This window comes from Streptomyces sp. NPDC026394 (assembly GCF_055567735.1).
Map to the genome: position 1 here is coordinate 149,240 of NZ_JBVHPX010000013.1, position 18,605 is coordinate 167,844.

General features: G+C 69.0%; 16 protein-coding genes, 1 tRNA gene and 2 pseudogenes. 11 read left to right on the plus strand and 8 right to left on the minus strand.

The genetic code is table 11. The annotated features are described in order from the left end of the window. Positions 1–12: 12 nt before the first annotated feature. Positions 13–650 (plus strand): annotated as a pseudogene (locus ACZ4QV_RS27335) (M24 family metallopeptidase); the annotation flags it as partial. 134 nt (positions 651–784) lie between these two features. Here the strand turns inward: ACZ4QV_RS27335 and ACZ4QV_RS27340 are convergent. Beyond that, positions 785–2,176 (minus strand): SGNH/GDSL hydrolase family protein, encoded by a 1,392-nt coding sequence (locus ACZ4QV_RS27340; protein WP_361157080.1) that lies wholly within the window; start codon positions 2,174–2,176, stop codon positions 785–787. Between the two features lie 269 nt (positions 2,177–2,445). On the opposite strand from ACZ4QV_RS27340, the gene ACZ4QV_RS27345 reads away from it, so the two are divergent. Then, complete coding sequence (locus ACZ4QV_RS27345) at positions 2,446–2,943, plus strand: hypothetical protein (protein WP_031004826.1); 498 nt, start codon at positions 2,446–2,448, stop codon at positions 2,941–2,943. Positions 2,944–3,099: 156 nt separating this feature from the next. Here ACZ4QV_RS27345 and ACZ4QV_RS27350 read toward each other — a convergent pair whose 3' ends face one another. Next, entirely contained in the window at positions 3,100–3,744 is a 645-nt protein-coding gene (locus ACZ4QV_RS27350; protein ID WP_361875776.1) for a pentapeptide repeat-containing protein, read from the minus strand. A gap of 404 nt (positions 3,745–4,148) precedes the next feature. Between ACZ4QV_RS27350 and ACZ4QV_RS27355 the strand changes: the two genes are divergently transcribed. Beyond that, positions 4,149–5,162 (plus strand): zinc-binding dehydrogenase, encoded by a 1,014-nt coding sequence (locus tag ACZ4QV_RS27355; RefSeq protein ID WP_361585200.1) that lies wholly within the window; start codon positions 4,149–4,151, stop codon positions 5,160–5,162. 139 nt (positions 5,163–5,301) lie between these two features. On the opposite strand, the gene ACZ4QV_RS27360 is transcribed toward ACZ4QV_RS27355, so the two are convergent. Continuing rightward, complete coding sequence (locus ACZ4QV_RS27360; RefSeq protein WP_467763537.1) at positions 5,302–6,417, minus strand: aminopeptidase P family protein; 1,116 nt, start codon at positions 6,415–6,417, stop codon at positions 5,302–5,304. A gap of 196 nt (positions 6,418–6,613) precedes the next feature. Here ACZ4QV_RS27360 and ACZ4QV_RS27365 point away from each other — a divergent pair, with 196 nt between their 5' ends. Further along, positions 6,614–7,522 carry an AraC family transcriptional regulator gene (locus tag ACZ4QV_RS27365; RefSeq protein WP_467763538.1) on the plus strand — a complete coding sequence of 303 codons (909 nt, stop codon included), beginning with the start codon at positions 6,614–6,616 and terminating at the stop codon, positions 7,520–7,522. 24 nt (positions 7,523–7,546) lie between these two features. Here ACZ4QV_RS27365 and ACZ4QV_RS27370 read toward each other — a convergent pair whose 3' ends face one another. Continuing rightward, positions 7,547–7,915 carry a hypothetical protein gene (locus tag ACZ4QV_RS27370; RefSeq protein WP_361157094.1) on the minus strand — a complete coding sequence of 123 codons (369 nt, stop codon included), beginning with the start codon at positions 7,913–7,915 and terminating at the stop codon, positions 7,547–7,549. Positions 7,916–8,111: 196 nt separating this feature from the next. Between ACZ4QV_RS27370 and ACZ4QV_RS27375 the strand changes: the two genes are divergently transcribed. The 3 genes and pseudogenes from ACZ4QV_RS27375 to ACZ4QV_RS27385 all read left to right on the plus strand — a co-directional run bounded on the left by ACZ4QV_RS27375 (position 8,112) and on the right by ACZ4QV_RS27385 (position 9,446). Beyond that, a complete protein-coding gene (locus tag ACZ4QV_RS27375; RefSeq protein WP_467763539.1) occupies positions 8,112–8,621 on the plus strand; it encodes a hypothetical protein in 510 nt (169 codons plus the stop codon). 190 nt (positions 8,622–8,811) lie between these two features. Then, positions 8,812–8,979 (plus strand): annotated as a pseudogene (locus ACZ4QV_RS27380) (GntR family transcriptional regulator); the annotation flags it as partial. A 44-nt stretch (positions 8,980–9,023) separates the two neighbouring features. Continuing rightward, positions 9,024–9,446: a class I SAM-dependent methyltransferase gene (locus tag ACZ4QV_RS27385; protein WP_467763540.1), complete on the plus strand. Its 423-nt coding sequence runs from the start codon at positions 9,024–9,026 to the stop codon at positions 9,444–9,446. Positions 9,447–9,528: 82 nt separating this feature from the next. Here the strand turns inward: ACZ4QV_RS27385 and ACZ4QV_RS27390 are convergent, their stop codons facing one another. Continuing rightward, a complete protein-coding gene (locus tag ACZ4QV_RS27390) occupies positions 9,529–10,254 on the minus strand; it encodes a hypothetical protein (RefSeq protein WP_361875766.1) in 726 nt (241 codons plus the stop codon). 677 nt (positions 10,255–10,931) lie between these two features. Further along, the gene (locus ACZ4QV_RS27395) at positions 10,932–12,149 is read right to left on the minus strand and encodes a putative T7SS-secreted protein (RefSeq protein WP_467763541.1); all 1,218 of its coding nucleotides are present in this window, start codon (positions 12,147–12,149) and stop codon (positions 10,932–10,934) included. A 1,034-nt stretch (positions 12,150–13,183) separates the two neighbouring features. Here ACZ4QV_RS27395 and ACZ4QV_RS27400 point away from each other — a divergent pair. Next, positions 13,184–13,477 carry a site-specific integrase gene (locus tag ACZ4QV_RS27400; RefSeq protein ID WP_361633931.1) on the plus strand — a complete coding sequence of 98 codons (294 nt, stop codon included), beginning with the start codon at positions 13,184–13,186 and terminating at the stop codon, positions 13,475–13,477. A 50-nt stretch (positions 13,478–13,527) separates the two neighbouring features. On the opposite strand, the gene ACZ4QV_RS27405 is transcribed toward ACZ4QV_RS27400, so the two are convergent. After that, positions 13,528–13,601 (minus strand) — tRNA-Thr (locus ACZ4QV_RS27405). 177 nt (positions 13,602–13,778) lie between these two features. Here ACZ4QV_RS27405 and ACZ4QV_RS27410 point away from each other — a divergent pair. From ACZ4QV_RS27410 to ACZ4QV_RS27420, 3 genes are all read left to right on the plus strand, one after another. Beyond that, complete coding sequence (locus ACZ4QV_RS27410; RefSeq protein WP_361157112.1) at positions 13,779–14,915, plus strand: ABC transporter ATP-binding protein; 1,137 nt, start codon at positions 13,779–13,781, stop codon at positions 14,913–14,915. Between the two features lie 383 nt (positions 14,916–15,298). Next, a complete protein-coding gene (locus ACZ4QV_RS27415; protein WP_031004864.1) occupies positions 15,299–15,718 on the plus strand; it encodes a hypothetical protein in 420 nt (139 codons plus the stop codon). A gap of 30 nt (positions 15,719–15,748) precedes the next feature. Further along, positions 15,749–16,474: a nucleotidyltransferase family protein gene (locus ACZ4QV_RS27420; RefSeq protein WP_467763542.1), complete on the plus strand. Its 726-nt coding sequence runs from the start codon at positions 15,749–15,751 to the stop codon at positions 16,472–16,474. A gap of 194 nt (positions 16,475–16,668) precedes the next feature. On the opposite strand, the gene ACZ4QV_RS27425 is transcribed toward ACZ4QV_RS27420, so the two are convergent. Continuing rightward, positions 16,669–18,372: a DoxX family protein gene (locus ACZ4QV_RS27425; RefSeq protein ID WP_467763543.1), complete on the minus strand. Its 1,704-nt coding sequence runs from the start codon at positions 18,370–18,372 to the stop codon at positions 16,669–16,671. Between the last annotated feature and the right edge of the window lie 233 nt (positions 18,373–18,605).

The window sequence follows — 18,605 nt, forward strand, 5'->3', positions numbered from 1 at the left end:
GGAGGACCAACCATGGTGGAGATCACCACAGACGCGGCACTGGATGCGATGCGTGTGGCCGGACGCGTGCCGACCGACGCGCTGGAGTCGGTACGGAGTGCCGCCTCCCCGGCATGCAGCTACGCGAACTGGACGACGTGGCCCGTACGGTCCTGCACAAGGCCGGCGCCGCCTCCCCCTCCTCGGGCCCCGCCCGCAGTCCGCCCCCGCCCCCTTCCCTGCCGTCCTCTGCATCCCCGTCAACGACGCCATCACGTACGGCCTCCCCGTCCCGTACCGGCTGCACGACGCGACCTGATCAGCGTCGACTGCGCCGTGACCATGAACGGCTGGGCAGACGAAGCGGTCGTCAGCTCCACCGTCGCCACCGAGCCGCGAGCCCGGCGAGCCCGGTGGACCGGAAGCTGATGGACACCACCCGACAGGCCCTGGAGGCGGGCATCACCGCGGACATCACCGCGGCCGTCGCCGACGCCCGTGTCGGGGACGTCACCCACGCGGTCGGCCGCGATCGAACCGATTTCCTGACGGACGGCGGAGACGACTACCACCCGGCCGCCGACGGCGGAACGCTGTGCACAACGTGCGCCACCGCCGGCAGCCGAGCCGCCCACTTCGAATACACCGTGCCCATCACGGACACAGGCCCCGTGTACTGCCCCTGCCGTAACCACCGCATGCCCGGCCTGTCCCGACCCGCCCCGGCGAAGCCGCGACCATCGACTGCCAGTTCTGGCCGCCGAGCGGCCAAGCAGCCAAACAGCCGCCCCGTCGGCCCTCCTCCTTACAGCTCGTCCAGGTCGACCGCCTCCGCCATGGCGCGGTACCCCGCGTCGCTCGGATGCAGGTGATCGCCGACGTCATAGGCGGGGGCCAGGCGGTCCCGGTCGGCCGGGTCGGCCAGTGCCCGGTCCAGGTCCGCGACCTCGTCGTACTCGCCGGAGGTGCGTATCCACTCGTTGAGCGCGTCCCGCTTGGCCTCGCCCCGCTCGGAGTAGTACGCGGCGCCCTTGAACGGCGTCACCGTCGCACCGATCACCTTCACTCCCGCCGCGTGCGCCTGGCGGATCAACGAACGGTGCCCCTCGATGAGCTGGGCGAGCGATACGTCCGGGGCCGGGCCGCCGGGCCAGTCCGGCGAGGCGCTGGCGCCGATGTCGTTGATCCCCTCCAGCACGATGACCGTGCCCACGTTCGGCTCACCGAGTACGTCGTGCCGGAAACGGGCCACGCCCTTCTCCCCGGCCCATGTCGAGTCCGCGGTGACCCGGTTCCCGCCGATGCCCTGGTTTAGTACGCTGCGCGGATGCCCGGTGGCCGCCAAGCGCTCCGCCAGCGCGTCCGGGTAGCGGCGGTTCGCGTCCACGGTCGAGCCGTAGCCGTCGGTGATGGAGTCACCGAAGGCCACCACCGCGCTCCGGCGGGCGTCGTCCTTGCCGCCGGTGACCTCCACCCCCGACAGGTAGTACCAGGACTGGGACTGTTCGGTGAAGGCCGCGCCCCCGGTGTCCGCACGGTGATCACCCGCCGCGCGGTAGGTCGTGGCAAAGGACGACTGATGGAAGGTGGCCGGTCCGGTGGGTCCGGCCAGGTACAGCGTCACGGTCAGGGACTCCAGCGCTTTGACCTTCATCGGCAGCCCGTCACTGCGTACCTCTCCGCCCGCGGGCACGGTCACCGACTGCTGCCGCCCGAAGAGCAGCTTCCGTACGGTCCCGTCCTGCACCGTCGCTCCCTTGCCCGCACGGGCGACGGTCGCGCCGGTCACCGTCAGCGGCGTACGGCCGTAACGGTTGGACAGCTCGATACGGGCCTGGGTGCCACCCGTACTGACCCGCACCACCTGCCGGACCGTCTGATCGGTGAAACCCTGCGTCGACCAGTTCGGGCTCAGCGCGTTCGGTGCCTGCACGGAGGTCGCCCAGCCGCCTCGCCATCGCTGGCCGTGGCCGTGGCCGTCGCCACCGTTGCCGTAACCGCTGCCGTGAGCTTCCGCGAAGCGCCCGGTGCTCCCCTCACCCGAGCCCGCCGCCGTCCCCGATATCCCCGACGCCCCTGCGACCCCCGCCACGGGCGCCGACGCGGCCACCGCGGCCGCCTCCCGCTCCGTACCGAGCACGGGAAGTGCCGCCAGTACCGCGGCGGCGAACAGTGCGACGCCAGAACGTCTGGTCATGGAACCCGTCATGATCCTTCCCCACCCTCTGCCTTGTTGTCCCGCTCGTCCGCTGCCCTGTCCGTTGGTTCGTTGTCTCGCTGCTTGACCACTTCGATGCTGACTACTGCGGTGCTTCGCTACATCGCTACATCGCTACATCAGTCCGTCGGTCCGTCGGTCCGTCACTGCTCTTTCACCGGCAGGTCGGCCGATCTGTCCGGCCCCTCCACTCGCTGGGACGACCGCGACGGCGCGGCCGAACGTACGAGCGTGACACCATCAAGAACGTGATCGACCTCGGCTATTCCCTTTCCCGCCGTTTTCCGGACCCGCCGCAGACGGACTACCGGACCGCGGACGTGCGGGCCCTGCGCCACGACCTCTTCTGCGGCGATGTCTACCTGGCCGACACCAAGGAGGACCGCGAGGTCCAGACGTCCTGGGGCTGGGTGCCGGTGCTGGACTTCGCCTGGGCCCTGTGCGACATCGTCGAACGGATCGACCGTGACCCCCTCGGCAACCGCGCCGCGCAGCCGCAGTTCGCGGAGCTGGATTTCACCGAATCGGCGGACCGGATGTACTTCGAGCGCCGCTTCGGCTGGGTGGACGTCGACGCCGACTGGATGCCGGCCGACGAAGCCCCGCTCACCTTCCAGCACTCCGCCCTGCGCCGCGAGGCCCGTGACTTCCTGCACGACCTGATCGCCGACCTCACCGACCTGCACGACGGACTCGGTGACAACCCGGCCGTATGGGACCTCCAGGCCCGCTTCCCCCGTGTCTGAACGTTCGTCGCTGCGCGCCTCGACCACTCCGCTCGCGCGCTCCACTCACCCGTGCCACTCCGCAGTCCCCTCCCCGGCCGGTCCGCCGCGCCTCCGACGTTCAGACCACTCCCTGTAATCCACTCCCCATGACTTACTCCCCGCCGCACCCTCCGCTCACTCCACCCGCACCCCTATCTCCGCCGCGAAGGCCGGCGCCAGGTCCATCAGCTGCGCCGAGCTGATCACCGCGCCTGCCAGCCGGTCGATCCCCCGGGCGATGTCCAGCCGGGCCACCCCGCGCAGGTCCACATCCCGCATCCGTACGCCGCTGAAGTCCGCCCGGGTCAGCGTGCAGTCGTCGAAGCTCACCCGTCCCAGCTCCGCGCCGGCGAAGTCCGCCTCGACCAGTACGCACCCCTCGAAGGCGACATCCCTCAGCTTCGCCTTGCGCAGATTCAGGAAGTCGATCTTCCCGCCGCGCACCACCACCCGCTCCAGCACCGCCGCGTGCATCTGGACGCCGCCGAGCCGCGCGTCCAAGACCTCGACATCCCTCAGCGACACCTGCGACAGGTCCGTGCCCACCCCGCGCACTCCGTCCAGCACGCTGTCGATGAACCGCGCCCGGCTCAGGACCGCTTCGTCCAGCGCGCACCGCCGCAGAGCGCAGTCCATGAACCGGGCCCCGCGCCCCGACTGCCCCGTCAGGTCGGTGTCCGCGAACTCCAGCCCGTCGTAGTCCCCCTCGGTCTCCAACTCGGCGTCCGCGTACGCCTGCAACTCCGGCAACCGCACCGTCGGCCGTCGCACCTCCGGCACCGGCCGTGCCCCTCCGCCCTCCCGCACGGAACGCCCCGCTTCGTCCCGCCGCACCGGCCGCCCCGTCCCGCCGCCACGCTCCCTCACGCCGTCCACCGCCGTTCACCGCCGTCCTGATCTTCCGTGCCGAACCCACCTGCACGACCAACTGACCCCATCGTGAACCACCCCACTGACAATCCCCCGGACCAGCCAGTTGACCAGCGAAAACGTCACTCGGTTCACGCCCCCTCGCGCCAGCTCGCGCCGACCCGCTCCAGCTCCCGTCGGCACACGCACGCGATTTCGCGGCCCGGCCTTGACCTCAACCAAAGTTGAGGAAACAGAGTGAGAGCCAACGGCCCGCTCACCCGCCCCGCCGGCTCGCCCGGCGGGACGGCCATCGCCCTCACCTGGAGATCACCATGCACGCGATCCGGCTGCACGCCTTCGGCCCCGCCGAAAACCTCACCTACGAGCAGGTCGAAGACCCCTGCCCGGGCCCCGGGCAGGTGCGGATCGCGGTGGCGGCGGCCGGCGTCCACCTGCTCGACACAGCCCTCCGCGAAGGACTCGCCGGCGGCCCCGCCCCGCTCCCCGTCCTGCCGACCGTCCCCGGCCGGGAGGTCGCAGGCACGGTGGAGGCCCTCGGCGAGGGCACGGATGCCGTATGGCTGGGCCGCCGGGTCGTCGCCCACCTGGGAATGAACCCGGGCGGTTACGCCGAGAAGGCCGTCGTCGACGCCGGCAAGCTCCACGACATCCCCGGAAATCTGGACGAAGCCCAGGCCGTAGCCATGATCGGCACCGGCCGCACCACCATGGGCATCCTGCTCTTCGCCGACCTCACCGCCGACGACATCGCGATCGTCCCGGCAGCGGCCGGCGGCATCGGCTCCCTGCTCGTCCAATACGCGAAGAACGCCGGCGCGACCGTCATCGGCCTCGCCGGCGGCCCGGTCAAAACCGAACGCGTACGAAAGCTGGGGGCCGATCTGGCCGTGGACTACAAGGAAGCCGACTGGCCCTCCGAGGTACGCGCCTTCCTGGACGGACGGGACGCCCCCGGTGCCACCCTCGTCTTCGACTCCGTGGGCGGCGCACCGGGCCGCGCCGCCGTGGAACTGCTCGCCCGCGGCGGACGTCACCTCGTCTTCGGCTGGTCCTCGGGCGGCCTGCTGACCGGCGGACCGTTGGAGTTCGCCGAAGGTGAGCTGGCCGAACGCGGCATCACCTCGGAACACGTACTCGGCCCGGCGATGATGGCCAAGGCGGGCGGCGACCAGCCGATGCGCACCCTGGAGACCGCGTCCCTCGCCGAGGCGGCGGCCGGCCGGCTCGTACCGGATGTGCAGCGTTTCCCGCTGGCCGAGGCGGCCGCCGCGCACCGCGCCCTGGAGAGCCGCGGCACGATGGGCAAGGTCGTCCTGATCCCGTAGTCGCAAACCCGAAGCCCGAAGCCGAAAGCCGGAAGCCCATAAACAGACGTCCGTAGCGCCCAGCCCGCCCCTCCCTACCCCCTTCAGCCCTTCACCGCCCCCTCCCCCTCACCATCTCCTCCCTCTCAACCATCTCCCCTCACTCCACCACCCTCAACGCCCGCTCACTCGCGTTCAGCCACCGCCCGCCCGTCTCCGTACACGTCACGATGTCCCCGATCCGCACGCCGAAGCGTCCAGGAAGGTAGATCCCCGGCTCGACCGAGAAGCACATTCCCGGGGCCAGCGCTAGTTGTTCGCCCTCGGCCAGGTACGGCGGCTCGTGGGTGAGGGGGCCTATTCCACGGCCCGTACGGTGGGTGAAGTACTCGCCGTAGCCCGCCGCCTTGACGACCCGCCGGGCCGCCCGATCGATCTCCTGGCAGGTCACACCCGGGCGGACCGCCTCGAAGGCGGCCTGTTGCGCCTCCCGTACGACGCCGTGCACCTTGCGGTCCTCGGGCGACGGCGGCCCTACGTGCACGGTCCGCCCGGTGTTCGAGCCGTACCCGTCCCGCAGGCCGGCGAAATCGAGCACCACCATGTCGCCGCTGGTGACGACCCGTTCGCCCGCCTCGTGCCGCGGGTCGGCGCCGTTGGGCCCCGACCCGACGACCGCGAAAACGACCACCTCGTGACCGTTCTCAGCGAGCAATCGGGCGATGTCCGCAGCCACTTCGCTCTCCCGCCGCCCGGCGAAACGCAGGCCGAGGACCGCCTCGTACACGGCGTCCGAGGCCGCCGCCGCGGCTGCCAGCCGTTCCACCTCGAAAGCGTCCTTGACCGCACGCAACATCGGCAGCGCCTCCGTCACCGCGACGTACGAGGCCCCCGGCGCGGCGCGCTGCAACGCCAGCAGGTCACGGGCCCACGTCATGTCCGAAACGCCGTAACGTCCCCCCTCCCCCAGCCATTTCGCGACAAGGCCATACGGGTCCGCGCCTTCCGCCCAAGCGGCCACCGACAGCGCGCCCGCCCCTGCGGCCTGCTCCGCGACGGCCTCCTCGTCCGCCGGTACCAGCAGTCGCGGCTGCCCCTGCGCGGTGACGACCAGCGCGGTCATCAGCCCCCTGAAGCGCGCCGGCGTGTAGCCGCACAACCACTCCATCAACGGCCCTGGCGTCACAATCATCCCCGCCAGCCCCGCGTCCTCCGCCGCGCGGGCGGCCCGCGTCAACCGCCGTCCGTAGCCCTCGGCCCTCATCGACGTCGCCATGGCGAGAACCTACGCCGCTACGCCCGTTTCCCACCCCCACCAACACGCCACCCGAAAGCCACAGTCGGCGTCCGGCCCCAGCCCGCCTCCTACCTCGCACCCGACCGAACCGCGCCCGACCGAACCGGACCCGAGATATCGGGTGCGGAACCATGCAGTCTTCCTACCGTCATAGGCGTAAGAGAAGGAGACCGGAGTGCTGGAACCGCTGAACGAGGCCCTGGATCACATCGAGGCACAGATCCGCCGACGAATCGAGGTGGCCGAGCTGGCCAGAATCGCCATGACGTCGGAATACCACTTCCGCCGTATGTTCTCCGCGCTCGCCGGGATGCCTCTTTCCGAATACATCCGCCGTCGGCGGCTCACGGTCGCGGGAGCCGAAGTGCTCTCCAAGGACCGGACGTTGCTGGACATCGCGGTGCGGTACGGATACGGCTCAGGGGAAGCGTTCGCGCGGGCGTTCCGGGCCGTACACGGTGTGGGACCGGGCGAAGCACGGCGGGACGGTGCTCCGCTGCATGCCCAACCCCGGATGTCCTTCCGTCTCGTCGTCGAAGGAAGCAGCAGTATGCGCTACCGGATCGTGAAGAAGGAACAGTTCCGCGTCGTAGGCAAGAAGGCACGGGTCCCGCTCGTCCATCAAGGAGCGAACCCGGCGATCGCGGAATTCGTCCGGAGTATCGGCCAGGAGACGATGCAGCGGATCACCGCGCTCTCCGACCAGCAGCCGGAAGGACTCGTAGCCGTGTGCGACGACCTCGATCCGAGCCGCGCGGAGGGCACCGAACTCGACTACTACCACGGTGTGGTGACCCGGTCGGGCCCGCTGGACGACGCGCCCGACGCGCCCGACCAGGACGACCTGGAAGACCTGGACACGCTCGTCGTCCCGCCGGGCACCTGGGCAGTCTTCGAGAATTCCGGACCGTTCCCGGAAGCGCTGCAGATTCTGTGGCGCGACGTGTTCACGCAGTGGTTTCCGTCCAACCCGTACCAGAGCAGGCCGGGGCCCGAAATCCTCCGCACCCGCCTCTCGGAAAACGGAAACCAGGCGGACGCGGAACTGTGGATTCCTGTGGAGCGGGTACCCGTTTCCGACTGACGCGGCCCGTCCGGCCACATCGTCCTATGCGTCGGCGGCGATGGTGTCGGCGCCGGAGCCCGGGGCGGCCTGAGCGCTGTGCACTGCCGAGAGGAAGTAGGCCGCGGCCACCGGTTTCTCGGCAAAGGGCGGCTCCAGCCGGGCGGCCCTGATGAGCAGCCCTACGGGGGACTCCCGTTTGTACAGCATGACGTCCTCGGCCTCCCGGGACGGCATCGGCGACGGCAGATGGGCTATGCCGTCGTCGATGAGCCACTTACTGATTTCGGCGGCCCGGCCGATGCTGAGACGACCCCATTCGGCGTTGTACTGCTCACGCAGCCAGCCCATGGAGACGGCTGCCACCCCGTTGCCGTTGTCCAGTTCGCGCCAGACGGCTTCCCGGTCCCGCATAGTCCCCTCACCCTGATGTTACGGATGACGGGATTGTCCCACCAGTGCCCTCCGGCACTGGACGGGGGCAGGGACGGGCCCGCCCCGGGGCCGTGCGCGTCACGCGTTAGCGCAGCGTTAGTCGGACAACGGCGAAAAGGTAGCGGTGGCCGACAACCTTGTTCTCACCAACCGACGCCGAACGGGGAGAAAAAGCATGTCGCACCTCACCGCACTTGGTCACGTACGCAAGGCTGCCGCCGCCGTGGTCATCGCTGCCGCCGCATTCGGTCTCACCGCCTGTGGCCAGGACGGCGGCACCAAGGCCGCTTCCTCGCCGTCGACGTCCTCCTCCGCATCCTCGTCGTCGGCCTCTTCGTCGTCCGCCTCCGACGGTGGCCGGCAGGCACCCGCCACCTCGACCAAGACCACCCCGAAGACCTCCCACGGCGCTTCGTCGAGCGCCTCCAAGGAGACGGGTGAGCGCTGCACGAACAAGTTCGACTACGCAGACGACCCGAGGTCCAACGCCGAGATCAACAGCATCGGCGCAGAAACCGGCCACTGCCCGACCCCCAAGAAGAAGAACGCCACGCCGCCCGGCACCCCCAAGAAGCCCGGCGTCAGCTGCACGAACCAGATCAACTACGCGGGCGACCCCAGGTCCAACGCCGAAATCAACACCCTCGGCGACAAGACCGGTTACTGCCCGCCGATCAAGCACTAATGGGCTCTTGCCGTACCCGCCCCACTCCCAGCAGGACATGTCCATCTCCACTGGGCTACTCATCACAGATGACGACACAAAAGGCGAAAATCGGCGCGTTCGCGGTCGCAACCTGGGTCACCATCATCCTGATCCTGCAGTACGAGACAGAAATGTCCTGGGCCCGCTCCGCCCTGTGGGGGCCCAGGTCACGGCCGCGGAGGCCAACCTCCTCGGCATCCAGTAGAGCGCGCTGGTGACTCACATCAGACGTACGTACATCTCGGAGGACGGCCAGCCGGTCGAGACGGCGGACATCGTCGTATCGGCCGCGTACTGCGGGATCGTTTACGAGGGCCCGATCGAGCACCATGCATAGGGTGATCCGATCCGCACGCCGGCTCACCTTCTCCGGGGACTCAGGTGCCGTCGCTCCTCACGCAGTTCAAGCTCGATGAGGCCGAATCCGTCTTCGAAGTGGCTGCTCAGCCGCTGTCGGACGTCCTCAGCCCCGAGGAGAACACCCGCGCGAGGGTGTTCAAGGTTGATAAGGAGGGGACTGAAGGATTCGTTGTACGGGGGATGGTCCCGCTGCTCGACCAGTTTCGACCCGACGCGGAGCTGGCCATCGAGGTGACGCCGCAGCGGATGCTCGAATTAAGGGAGACGGCCATGGAACACCTGGGCGCGCTACAGACAAACGGGTTCCACATGTATCGCCTTCGGAACAACTGCACCGCCAGCCGCTACTCGGCAAGCCTTGCGACACGGATCAGAGATGCCGATCCGGTGGCGGGAGCCGACTACCGAGGAGGGCGAAATGCTCTTCTCCCGCATCGACACTGAATACGTGCCGTAGGCCCGGGGGGGGCGGTGAAGCGTTCGCGTCGGCACACCAACACGACAGCCGCTCAACTCCGTCAAGGTCTCAGCCGAAGGGTGTCGCAGGTGCCGCACCATCAGCATGGTGTTGGCTGGTCGAGGGGGTTGTTGGGGAGCCCATGGGCGTCCTCGGTGAGGTGGGCTGAGGGCTTCCCTGAGGGAACGTTTGGTCCGGCTCGTCGAACGTCACGCTGTTCAGCAGTGCCACGATGTCGGAGCAGTACGCGTCCCAATGGCCCTCGCACGGCGTCGTGAGGTTGAAGGAGACGAGACACTGTTCCTGACCCTCCACCCCTTCCGGCACCGGCAGGTACACCTGCATTTCTGCCATCGGCAGATTCAGCTCTTCCCCGGATGCGGAGGTTTCAGCGGGGATGTGGAAACTGTTCACGCCCGTCAGCACCGCCGCAGGTCCGACCGGGGTGCCGAGTACCGTTCCTGCCCAAGAATCTCCCCGCGCGGCGATCAGAGCGCGCACCATTCCGTCTGCCGCAACTGCCGAATCCCCGAATGCGAAGGGCGTCACCGTGACAAGCAAGGTGCCGAGGGACAGCTCACCTTCGTAGGAGCGCAGGCAGGTTCCGGCGTACAGCGCCCCGGACTCTTCGAGCGCCTGCGACACCTTCTGCAGGTTGCTCACAAGGTTCTCGTAGGCTGCGGGCCTCGCTTCGAGAGCTTCCCGGGACACGCGAGTGATGAGTTCCTGTCGCGCTTCTTCAACGCTCATCCCTAGGGGAATTTCCGTGAATCCCGCAGGTACGTTGAATTCCAACTCTAGCTCCCCCTCTGGTTATGGTGCGGCCCCGCGGGAGGGGAAGGTAAGGAAGGCGGCGGGACGGGGAGCTGGGCTGCCTGCTGACGGCGGAAGCGCTCAAGCAGTTGCAGGTTCTCTCGGTGCCAGCGTCTCGTGTAGCGCGGCCCGAGGACGGCCCCGACCAGGCACAGAAGGCCGACGAGGCAAGAGCCCACTGCGGTCGGCACCGTCTCACGTACGGCCCACGCCAACGTGAAGAAGCCGACGGCGAAGACGCAGCACACACTGATCAGCCGCGCCGGATGCCACCCCTCATAGGCTTTGGCCTGCCTCTGTGCCCGCGCAGCACGCTTCGGATGGATCAGCGGAGGTGCAGTGGCCGCCGACGGATTGTGGGGAACAGCTCCTGGCCAAGGCTGAGTGGCGGCGGTCCACGAGCCGGCCGCCTGCACGCGCGCCAGAGTCGCCTGGGCACGCCGCCGGGCCCCCGGGCTGTCGTCGCGAGTGAAGAGCAAACGGCGCTGCCCTCGTCCGTAAGGTTCATCCGCGCTGAGCGCATAGCCCAACTCCGCGCCGATCCAGGTAACCCGATCAGCGCGCATCGCCCCGAACCCGGTGAAGACGACTTCAACAGTCGGGCGTCCGTCGAAACCTGCTGCTACCGCCGCCTCGTCCGCGTCTTTCATGCTCGTCTCTCACCCGCCGTCGTTGCTGTCCTGGTCTTTCGCGCTGCCCTTCTTCCACGCGTTCTCCATAGCGACCAGCAGAGGGCCGGCACCGGGAACTCCCATCTCCATGGCCTGACGGCGGTCTGTCGGCTTGAAGTTCTCGAAAACGGACGGGTCCCCGAACAGGCCTGCCCAGGAGTCGACCAGTCCGAAGTTGGACGCCGCGTCCGCCACACGGCTCTTGAATATCGCGGTGCCCAGCTTGCCTCCGACGCGAACTGCGCCCCCGAACGGGACCGTGCCCAGCGCGTCCTGCGCCAGCGTCCGGTTCGACACGACGTCTTCGCCACCCGCCATACGAGCGGTTCCGTGCAGCACGAGCGCTCCTGCCGCGAAGCCGGACGATGTGACCTCCAGGCCCGCAGCCAGTGGTCCAAGAACGATCTCAGAGGGCGGGAAGACGAGGCCGAGAGCAGCGATTCCTACACCGGCTGCGCCGAGTATGGCGCTGACCGTCGACAGGACATCACCGACAGCAGCGATGGCATGGGCGTGGTTCTTCACCCAATCCCAGGCTTGGTGCGCCAGAAGGGAGTTTGCCTCGGCCAGCGACTTGATGGCGTCGCCGATTCGATCCAGCAGCCCTGGTTCGTCGGGAGCTTCTTCCGAGGCTTTGCGTACGGCCTCGGCGATCTTCTCCGCAGCCTCGTCATGCTGATGCTTGAGACGTTTCGCGTCCTGGATGAGAGCATTGAGGGCATTCCTGGCAGCATCAAGCTCTCTCACTGCCCGGTTCAACCGCTGTTCGGCGCTGTGCAGCTCTTCATCGGTGTCGAATGTCTGCCCCGCCAGTCCCAGGTTCGGGTTCCCCTCCGCGTCCCGCACACGAGACCGGGCGGTTACCGCGCGAGCCTCCAGATCTGCCGACCGGGACTTCATGCCGCTCAGCTTCGCGGACCACTCGTTCAGCTGGAAGCCACAGTCATAGAAGCTTTGCGTCGCGGAGTCGACCAGCTTCGGCAGTTCCTTCAGCTGCGCGGAAAACGCGTCTGCGGCAACGCCCTCCCAGGCGCCTCCGCCACGGGTTATGGAGTTCAGAGTCTGCCAAACTGAGCTCAGGTTTCTGTGCGCCTCGAAAGACTGATCCGAGAGTGCACGCACCGCCGAGAGACTTCCGGGTGCCGGATCGAAGCCGAGGCCCGGGAAACCCGCAGCCTCGGAAGGTATCTTCCCGCCGCCACTCATGACCCCTCCCCACCCGCCTACCCGAAGACCCGGGACGTGGCATCGGATGCCGATGCCGAATGCGGCGACGAAGAACCGGGGGGACTTTCCTCAAGGCCCTTGGCGAACGCTTGCTGAATTCCCGTCTCGCAGGCTCGGTACGATTCCGCAGTGGCATCCACTGATCCGCGTATGGAGTTCGCCAGCCCGGCGATCTGCCCGATTCCGTACTTCCACTTCGCCTGAAAGTCCGAGCAGGCGGAATCCAAGGAGTCGTGTCCCAGCTGTCCTGCGGTGGCTTGGTCCATCTTGCGCGTCACGGTCCGCATCCCGGTGACGCTCTCGTCGAGCTTTCGCGAGATGGAGCCGAGTTCGCGCACATCGACTGTGAAAGTCCCCGGCAAGAGAGCCCTCCCCTTTTCTCCTGCGCCAATCTGCCGTACGGGCAGAGCAGCCTAACAGCGACAAGATCCCGGCGCGGCGGGGAGGACCAACCATGACCACGCCTTAACGGAGGTGGTGGCGCGGCTGAGACCATGGTGCAGCTATCCAGCCTGGCTCCGAGCACCGTTCACCCGCCACCGCGAGATGGCATTGTCGTGTCAGGATCCGGACTCGGCGGGCCAGATAGCGAAGAGCGGCTGCAAGGGGGCTTCGGCACCCCACAGCCGCTCTCAAGTCGTGACTGTGCGGCCCCGTACCGCCAATCATTCATCGCCGCCAGAACCCGAGCGCGCGCCTCCACAACCGCGAACCGCGCCTCCCGCTCCCCTTCCTGAATCCGGGCTGCCTGGCTGGTCGCCGCCCAGGCCACTTGCAGTACAGCAGCCCCATCTCGGCGGAGAAGTGGCCGCGGCCGACTGCGTTCAGCGCCATCAGGAGGCCCGTGTCCTCGCTAGAGGCTGCCCCGAACCGTGCGCCAAGAACTGCACAAAGCAAGCCGGCGCTTGTCCGGAACGGAAGGGCGGTGGACTGTGGACTGATCTGCACGCCTCCGAAGAGCAAGAAGAGAGAGTCAACGTCCCCTGGACATCCCACCGCCCCTTATGCCGTTCTTGCGTGAGCACAAAGCTCGGCAGGGGGCCGAGCGTGCTCAGGCGGGCGCCTTCTGGGAGGAGCACGACCTCGTATTCGCCCGACCGGAGGGGCACCCGATCGACCCGCGCGACGCCTGGGAAGAGTGCAAGGAGACCCCGGCCGAGGCCGGTATCAGTGATCGCCGACTGCACGACAGTAGCCGCCACACGGGCGGGACGATCCTGAACGAGCTGGGCGTCGGCATGCGCACCTGGGCTGAGACCACGAATCCCAAGGACGCACGCGCCCGGCGTCGCCGCTGGATCAAGTAGCAGCAGAAAGCCCCAGGCCACCACCGGTGACCTGGGGCTTTCCCTCTCTGAGCCCCCTGTCGGATTCGAACCGACGACCTACGCTTTACAAGAGCGTTGCTCTGACCAGCTGAGCTAAGGAGGCGCGCCTGGTGCAGTGTACCCAGGCTCGCAGCCTACCTGGCGCCGCTATTTCGTGACCCGCGGGCTACTGACACCGGGCGTCGGCCCGGGTACCGTCACGGACAGTTCACAGCAGTGGACTACACCACTCCTTTTACTCGGATCGTCCGGCACGTTCCTGCCGGTGAAGGGACACACCATGGCTACGGTCACGTACGACCAGGCGACCCGCATCTACCCGGGTTCCGAGAAGCCGGCCGTCGACAAGCTGAACATCGAGATCGAGGACGGCGAGTTCCTCGTCCTGGTCGGGCCCTCCGGGTGCGGGAAGTCCACGTCGCTGCGGATGCTGGCGGGGCTGGAGGACGTCAACGACGGCGCGATCCGGATCGGGGAGCGGGACGTCACCCACCTGCCGCCCAAGGACCGGGACATCGCCATGGTGTTCCAGAACTACGCGCTGTACCCGCACATGACCGTCGCCGACAACATGGGCTTCGCGCTCAAGATCGCGGGCGTGAACAAGGCGGAGATCCGGCAGAAGGTCGAGGACGCGGCGAAGATCCTGGACCTGACCGAGTACCTGGGGCGCAAGCCGAAGGCGCTCTCCGGTGGTCAGCGGCAGCGGGTCGCGATGGGCCGGGCGATCGTCCGGGAGCCGCAGGTGTTCCTCATGGACGAGCCGCTGTCCAACCTGGACGCGAAACTGCGCGTGCAGACCCGTACGCAGATCGCCGGTCTGCAGCGCCGCCTCGGAATCACCACCGTGTACGTCACCCACGACCAGGTCGAGGCCATGACCATGGGCGACCGGGTCGCCGTCCTCAAGGACGGGCTGCTCCAGCAGGTCGACTCGCCGCGCAACATGTACGACCGGCCCAGCAACCTCTTCGTCGCGGGCTTCATCGGCTCGCCGGCGATGAACCTGGTCGAGGTGCCGATCACGGACGGCGGCGTGAAGTTCGGCAACAGCGTCGTGCCGGTCAGCCGGGAGGCACTGGCCGCGGCCGCCGACAAGGGCGACCGTACGGTCACCGTCGGCGTCCGGCCCGAGCACTTCGACATCGTCGAGCAGAACGGCGGCGCCGCGAAGTCCCTCACCAAGGAGGCCGCGGACGCCCCGGCGGGCCTGGCCGTCACCGTGAACGTCGTCGAGGAGCTCGGCGCCGACGGGTACGTGTACGGGTCCGCGGTCGTCGGTGACGAGCACAAGGACCTGGTCGTGCGCGTCAACGGGCGGCAGGTGCCGGAGAAGGGCACCGAGCTGCACGTCGTGCCGCGGCCGGGCGAGACGCACGTCTTCTCCACGTCGACGGGTGAGCGGCTGAGTGAGTGAGGGAGTAGCTGAGCGGCCGCCGAGTCGCTGAGCTGCCCAACGGTCGAGCCCACAGAGCCGGCCGGTGAAGCCGGTGAAGCCGGTGACGCGCTCAGTGGATGAGCGGGGCACCGGCCGTACGACGACCTGACGCCTTCTGTACGCGGCGGTGCCGGTCCTTCGGGGCCGGCACCGCCGCTTTCCGTAGGGTGCGGGACACCGCGCGGGTCAGCGATACGCCCGGACATCGCACGGGTCACCGTACGCTCCGTGTCGACAAATACCCCGGCAGAGCCGTCATTTCGAGCCTGTACGTCAACATCACGCACGCACTTAGGAGGAAAAGATCCCTCGATTCGGTGACTAAATGTCGCCAAATCATCACTACTCGCTACCATCGCCCCGTGAACTCCGCAGCCCGCCGTATCGGCCGAACCCTCGCCCTTGTCCTTCCCGTCGTGCTCGTCCTGTCCGGGACGCTCGCGGTCACCCGCGTCCCGTGGGCGTCGCCGGGTACGGACTCGCAGATGCTGACCGCGTCCTCCGAGAACGCCTCCACCAAGGCGGGCTCCCGGGCGCCGCAGGACGTGCTCCGCGACCGGCTCCTGGTGGAACTCCAGGAGAAGAATCCCGGTGTCGCGCTGACCCACCTCCAGGAGGAGACCACCAAGCGCCCCTCCCTGGCCAAGCACTGCGTGGCCATCGCGCGCGCCCTCGGCCGTGCCGCGGTCGCCAAGTACGGCGGCGCCGCGCACCGTGCCCAGGCATGGTCCCGACCGGTCTGTGACACGTCGTTCGCCACCGGTGTCGCCTCTGTCCAGTGAGCCCGGCTCGCACCGCATAGGGTGCGAACCATGACAGCCCCGTACCCGCACCCCACGCAGGCCGTGATCCTGGCCGGAGGCCAGGGTTCGCGACTCCGCCCGTACACCGACGACCGTCCCAAGCCGATGGTCGAGATTCCCGGCACCGGAACCCCGATCATCGGCCACCAGCTCGCCTGGCTGGCCGCCGAGGGCGTCACGGACGCGGTCGTCTCCTGCGGCCACCTCGCCGAGGTGCTCCAGGACTGGCTGTCCCAGGCACAACTACCCCTGCGTGTCACGGCCGTTGTCGAGACCGAACCACTCGGTCGCGGTGGCGGTCTCAAGTACGCCGCCGCCTCGCTGCCCCGGCCCGAAGAGCCCTGGTACGCGACCAACGGTGACATCTGGACCCGCTTCTCGCTGCGCGAGATGGCGGACTTCCACCATGAGCGCGGCGCCGACGCCACGCTCGCGCTGGCCCGGCCGCGCATTCCCTGGGGCGCCGTGGAGACCGACGAGTTCGGCCACGTCCTCGACTTCATCGAGTCGCCGCCCTCGCCTTATCTGATCAACGCCGGTGTGTATGTGTTCTCCGCCGCCTTCACCGGGCTGCTGCCCGCGCGCGGGGACCACGAGCGTACGACGTTCCCCCGTCTGGCCCGGGAGCGGCGACTGGCCGGCTTCCCGCTGCCGCACGGCGCGTACTGGCGCGCCATCGACACGGCCAAGGACCTCACCGAGGCCGCCAAGGAGCTGCGCTCTCAGCGGGATTGAGCCACACCGGTGAGCCATCCCCACGGGTGACGCGTTCGGGCAGCGCTCATGAGGGCGCATCGGAGGAGTGCCGCATCCGATCGACAGCCGACGCAAGGAACCGCCCCCATGGCCGATGCCATGGGGGCGGTCCGTTCATCTGTGAGGGTCTCACGGGGCTCCAGGGGCCTTGCTGCGCCCCAGGAGCCCCTCCCCTACCCCAGGAGGCCGCCCAGCGTGCCCCCGCGCCCCCTGCCACTGCTGGAGCTGCTCGAACCGCTGTCGCTCGCGCCGCCGTTGGTGCCGCCGGCGGTGCCGCCGACGGACGGTGCCTGGGGTGTCGTCGCCGGGGCCCGCGTCGGAGCGGTCTGCCGCGGCGGGGTGCCGCTGGAGGAGCGGCCGAAGTCCGGTGCCGATCCGCTCACGCTGCCGGTGGCCCGGGCCGTGCCGGGGGCCGAGGCGGAGGGGGTCTTCGACTTCGGGGAGCCCGCCTTGCGCGAGGCGCCCGCCGACGGCTTTCCGGGGTGCTTCGGCGACTTGCCGGGGTGGCCGGGGCCGTGCTGCGCCTTCGGGCCGCCGGGCTGCGACTGCTGCGGCAGCGGCGAACCGGGGAGGTTGTTCGTCGCGGGCTCGCCGGGCTCCGGTACGGACGGTACCTGGGCGGACCGTACGGCTCCGCCCAGCAGCGACCCGACCAGCAGCGTCAGTCCGGCGACCACCGCCGTCAGGACGGCGCCGCGGCGCAGGACCCGGCGGCGCAGGTCCCACAGCTCGACGCGCGGGCCCAGCCGCCGCCACGCCTCGCCGGCGAGCCGGGCGTCCATCGAGTAGACCGGCGCGCCCGCGATGAGCAGCGGGCTCCAGGCGGCGAGGTAGATGATGTCGGGCGCGTCGTAGACGGGCACGGTGCGCCAGCTGACCGTCATCAGGAGGGTCGCGGAGAGCAGGGCGCCGAACGTGGCGGCGACCCGCTGCCACAGTCCGCACATGGTCAGTACGCCCACCACGACCTGGAGGAAGGCCACGGTCAGGCCGGCCCCCACGGGGTGCGAGAGCGCGAAGTCGCGCAGCGGCGCGACCAGCGACCACGGGTGCAGCGACTGGAGCCACTTGACCATCGAGCCGCGTTCGCCGCCGTCGAAGTAGACGGGGTCGCAGAGCTTGCCCATGCCCGCGTACACGCTGATGAAGCCGAGGAAGACGCGCAGCGGCAGCAGGACGACACCGAGGTTCATCCGGCGGCCGGGGTAGTACGCGTGCCGGATCGTCGGGTCGCCGCCGCGCCGCCTGGCCGCGTCGCCGTACCGCTCGTACGCCGCCGTCTCCTCGTCCGAGTACGGCGGTTCGTCGTCGTAGTGGTCGTAGGCGCCGGTGGTCGGGCGCACGCCCTTGAGCAGGGTGGTGTCCGCGTCCACGGGGCCGCGCTGCTGGCCGACCATGGTGGGGGCCGGGCCGCCGGAGCCGGTGAGCGTACCCGCGCCCATGCCCGCGCCGGTCCCCGTGCCCGTGCTCGTGCCGGGCTGCTCCTCGTCGAGCCGGACCCTGGGCAGGACCTGGGTCGTGGTGCCGATGTCGTCACTCCCGTCGGCGGTGACCGTGGTCCGGCCCGACATCCGTACGGCATGGAGGAGTTGGCTGGTGGCGGCGGTGGTGCCACCCGGTTCGGTGCGGCCGCTCCACACCACGGGTGCGCGGCGTCTGCCGCCCGCCGGCTCCCGGACCACGGGGATGCGCGCGGTGTCGGCCATCGCGTTGCCGCTCGCGGCGGGCGCGGCGAGCTGCACGCGGAAGCTGGCGTGATTGACAATGACCTGCGCGGGATCGCACGGCACCTTGACCGAGCTCAGCACCGGCTCGTCATCGAAGCCCGGCGAGCGTCCCCCCGTAGGCGTGCGGGGTGTTCTGGTGTCCACGCTCATCTAACCGAGTGACCCGCGTTTAAGACACTGCCTTGACCGCCCCGAACTGTCCGAGACCCGTCAAGGAAGCGCGGGATCACCCCCGACCCGGCGGATGACCTCCGCAGGGCCACCTCGGCACGTCGGCGGCGCGGGTCCACACGCGGCACCGCACAGCCTTTCGGATGACCGTTCGCACGTCCGTACGAAATGGCCGCGTCGGCGAGCGCGTGGCTCCGGCGGCGAGGACAGCG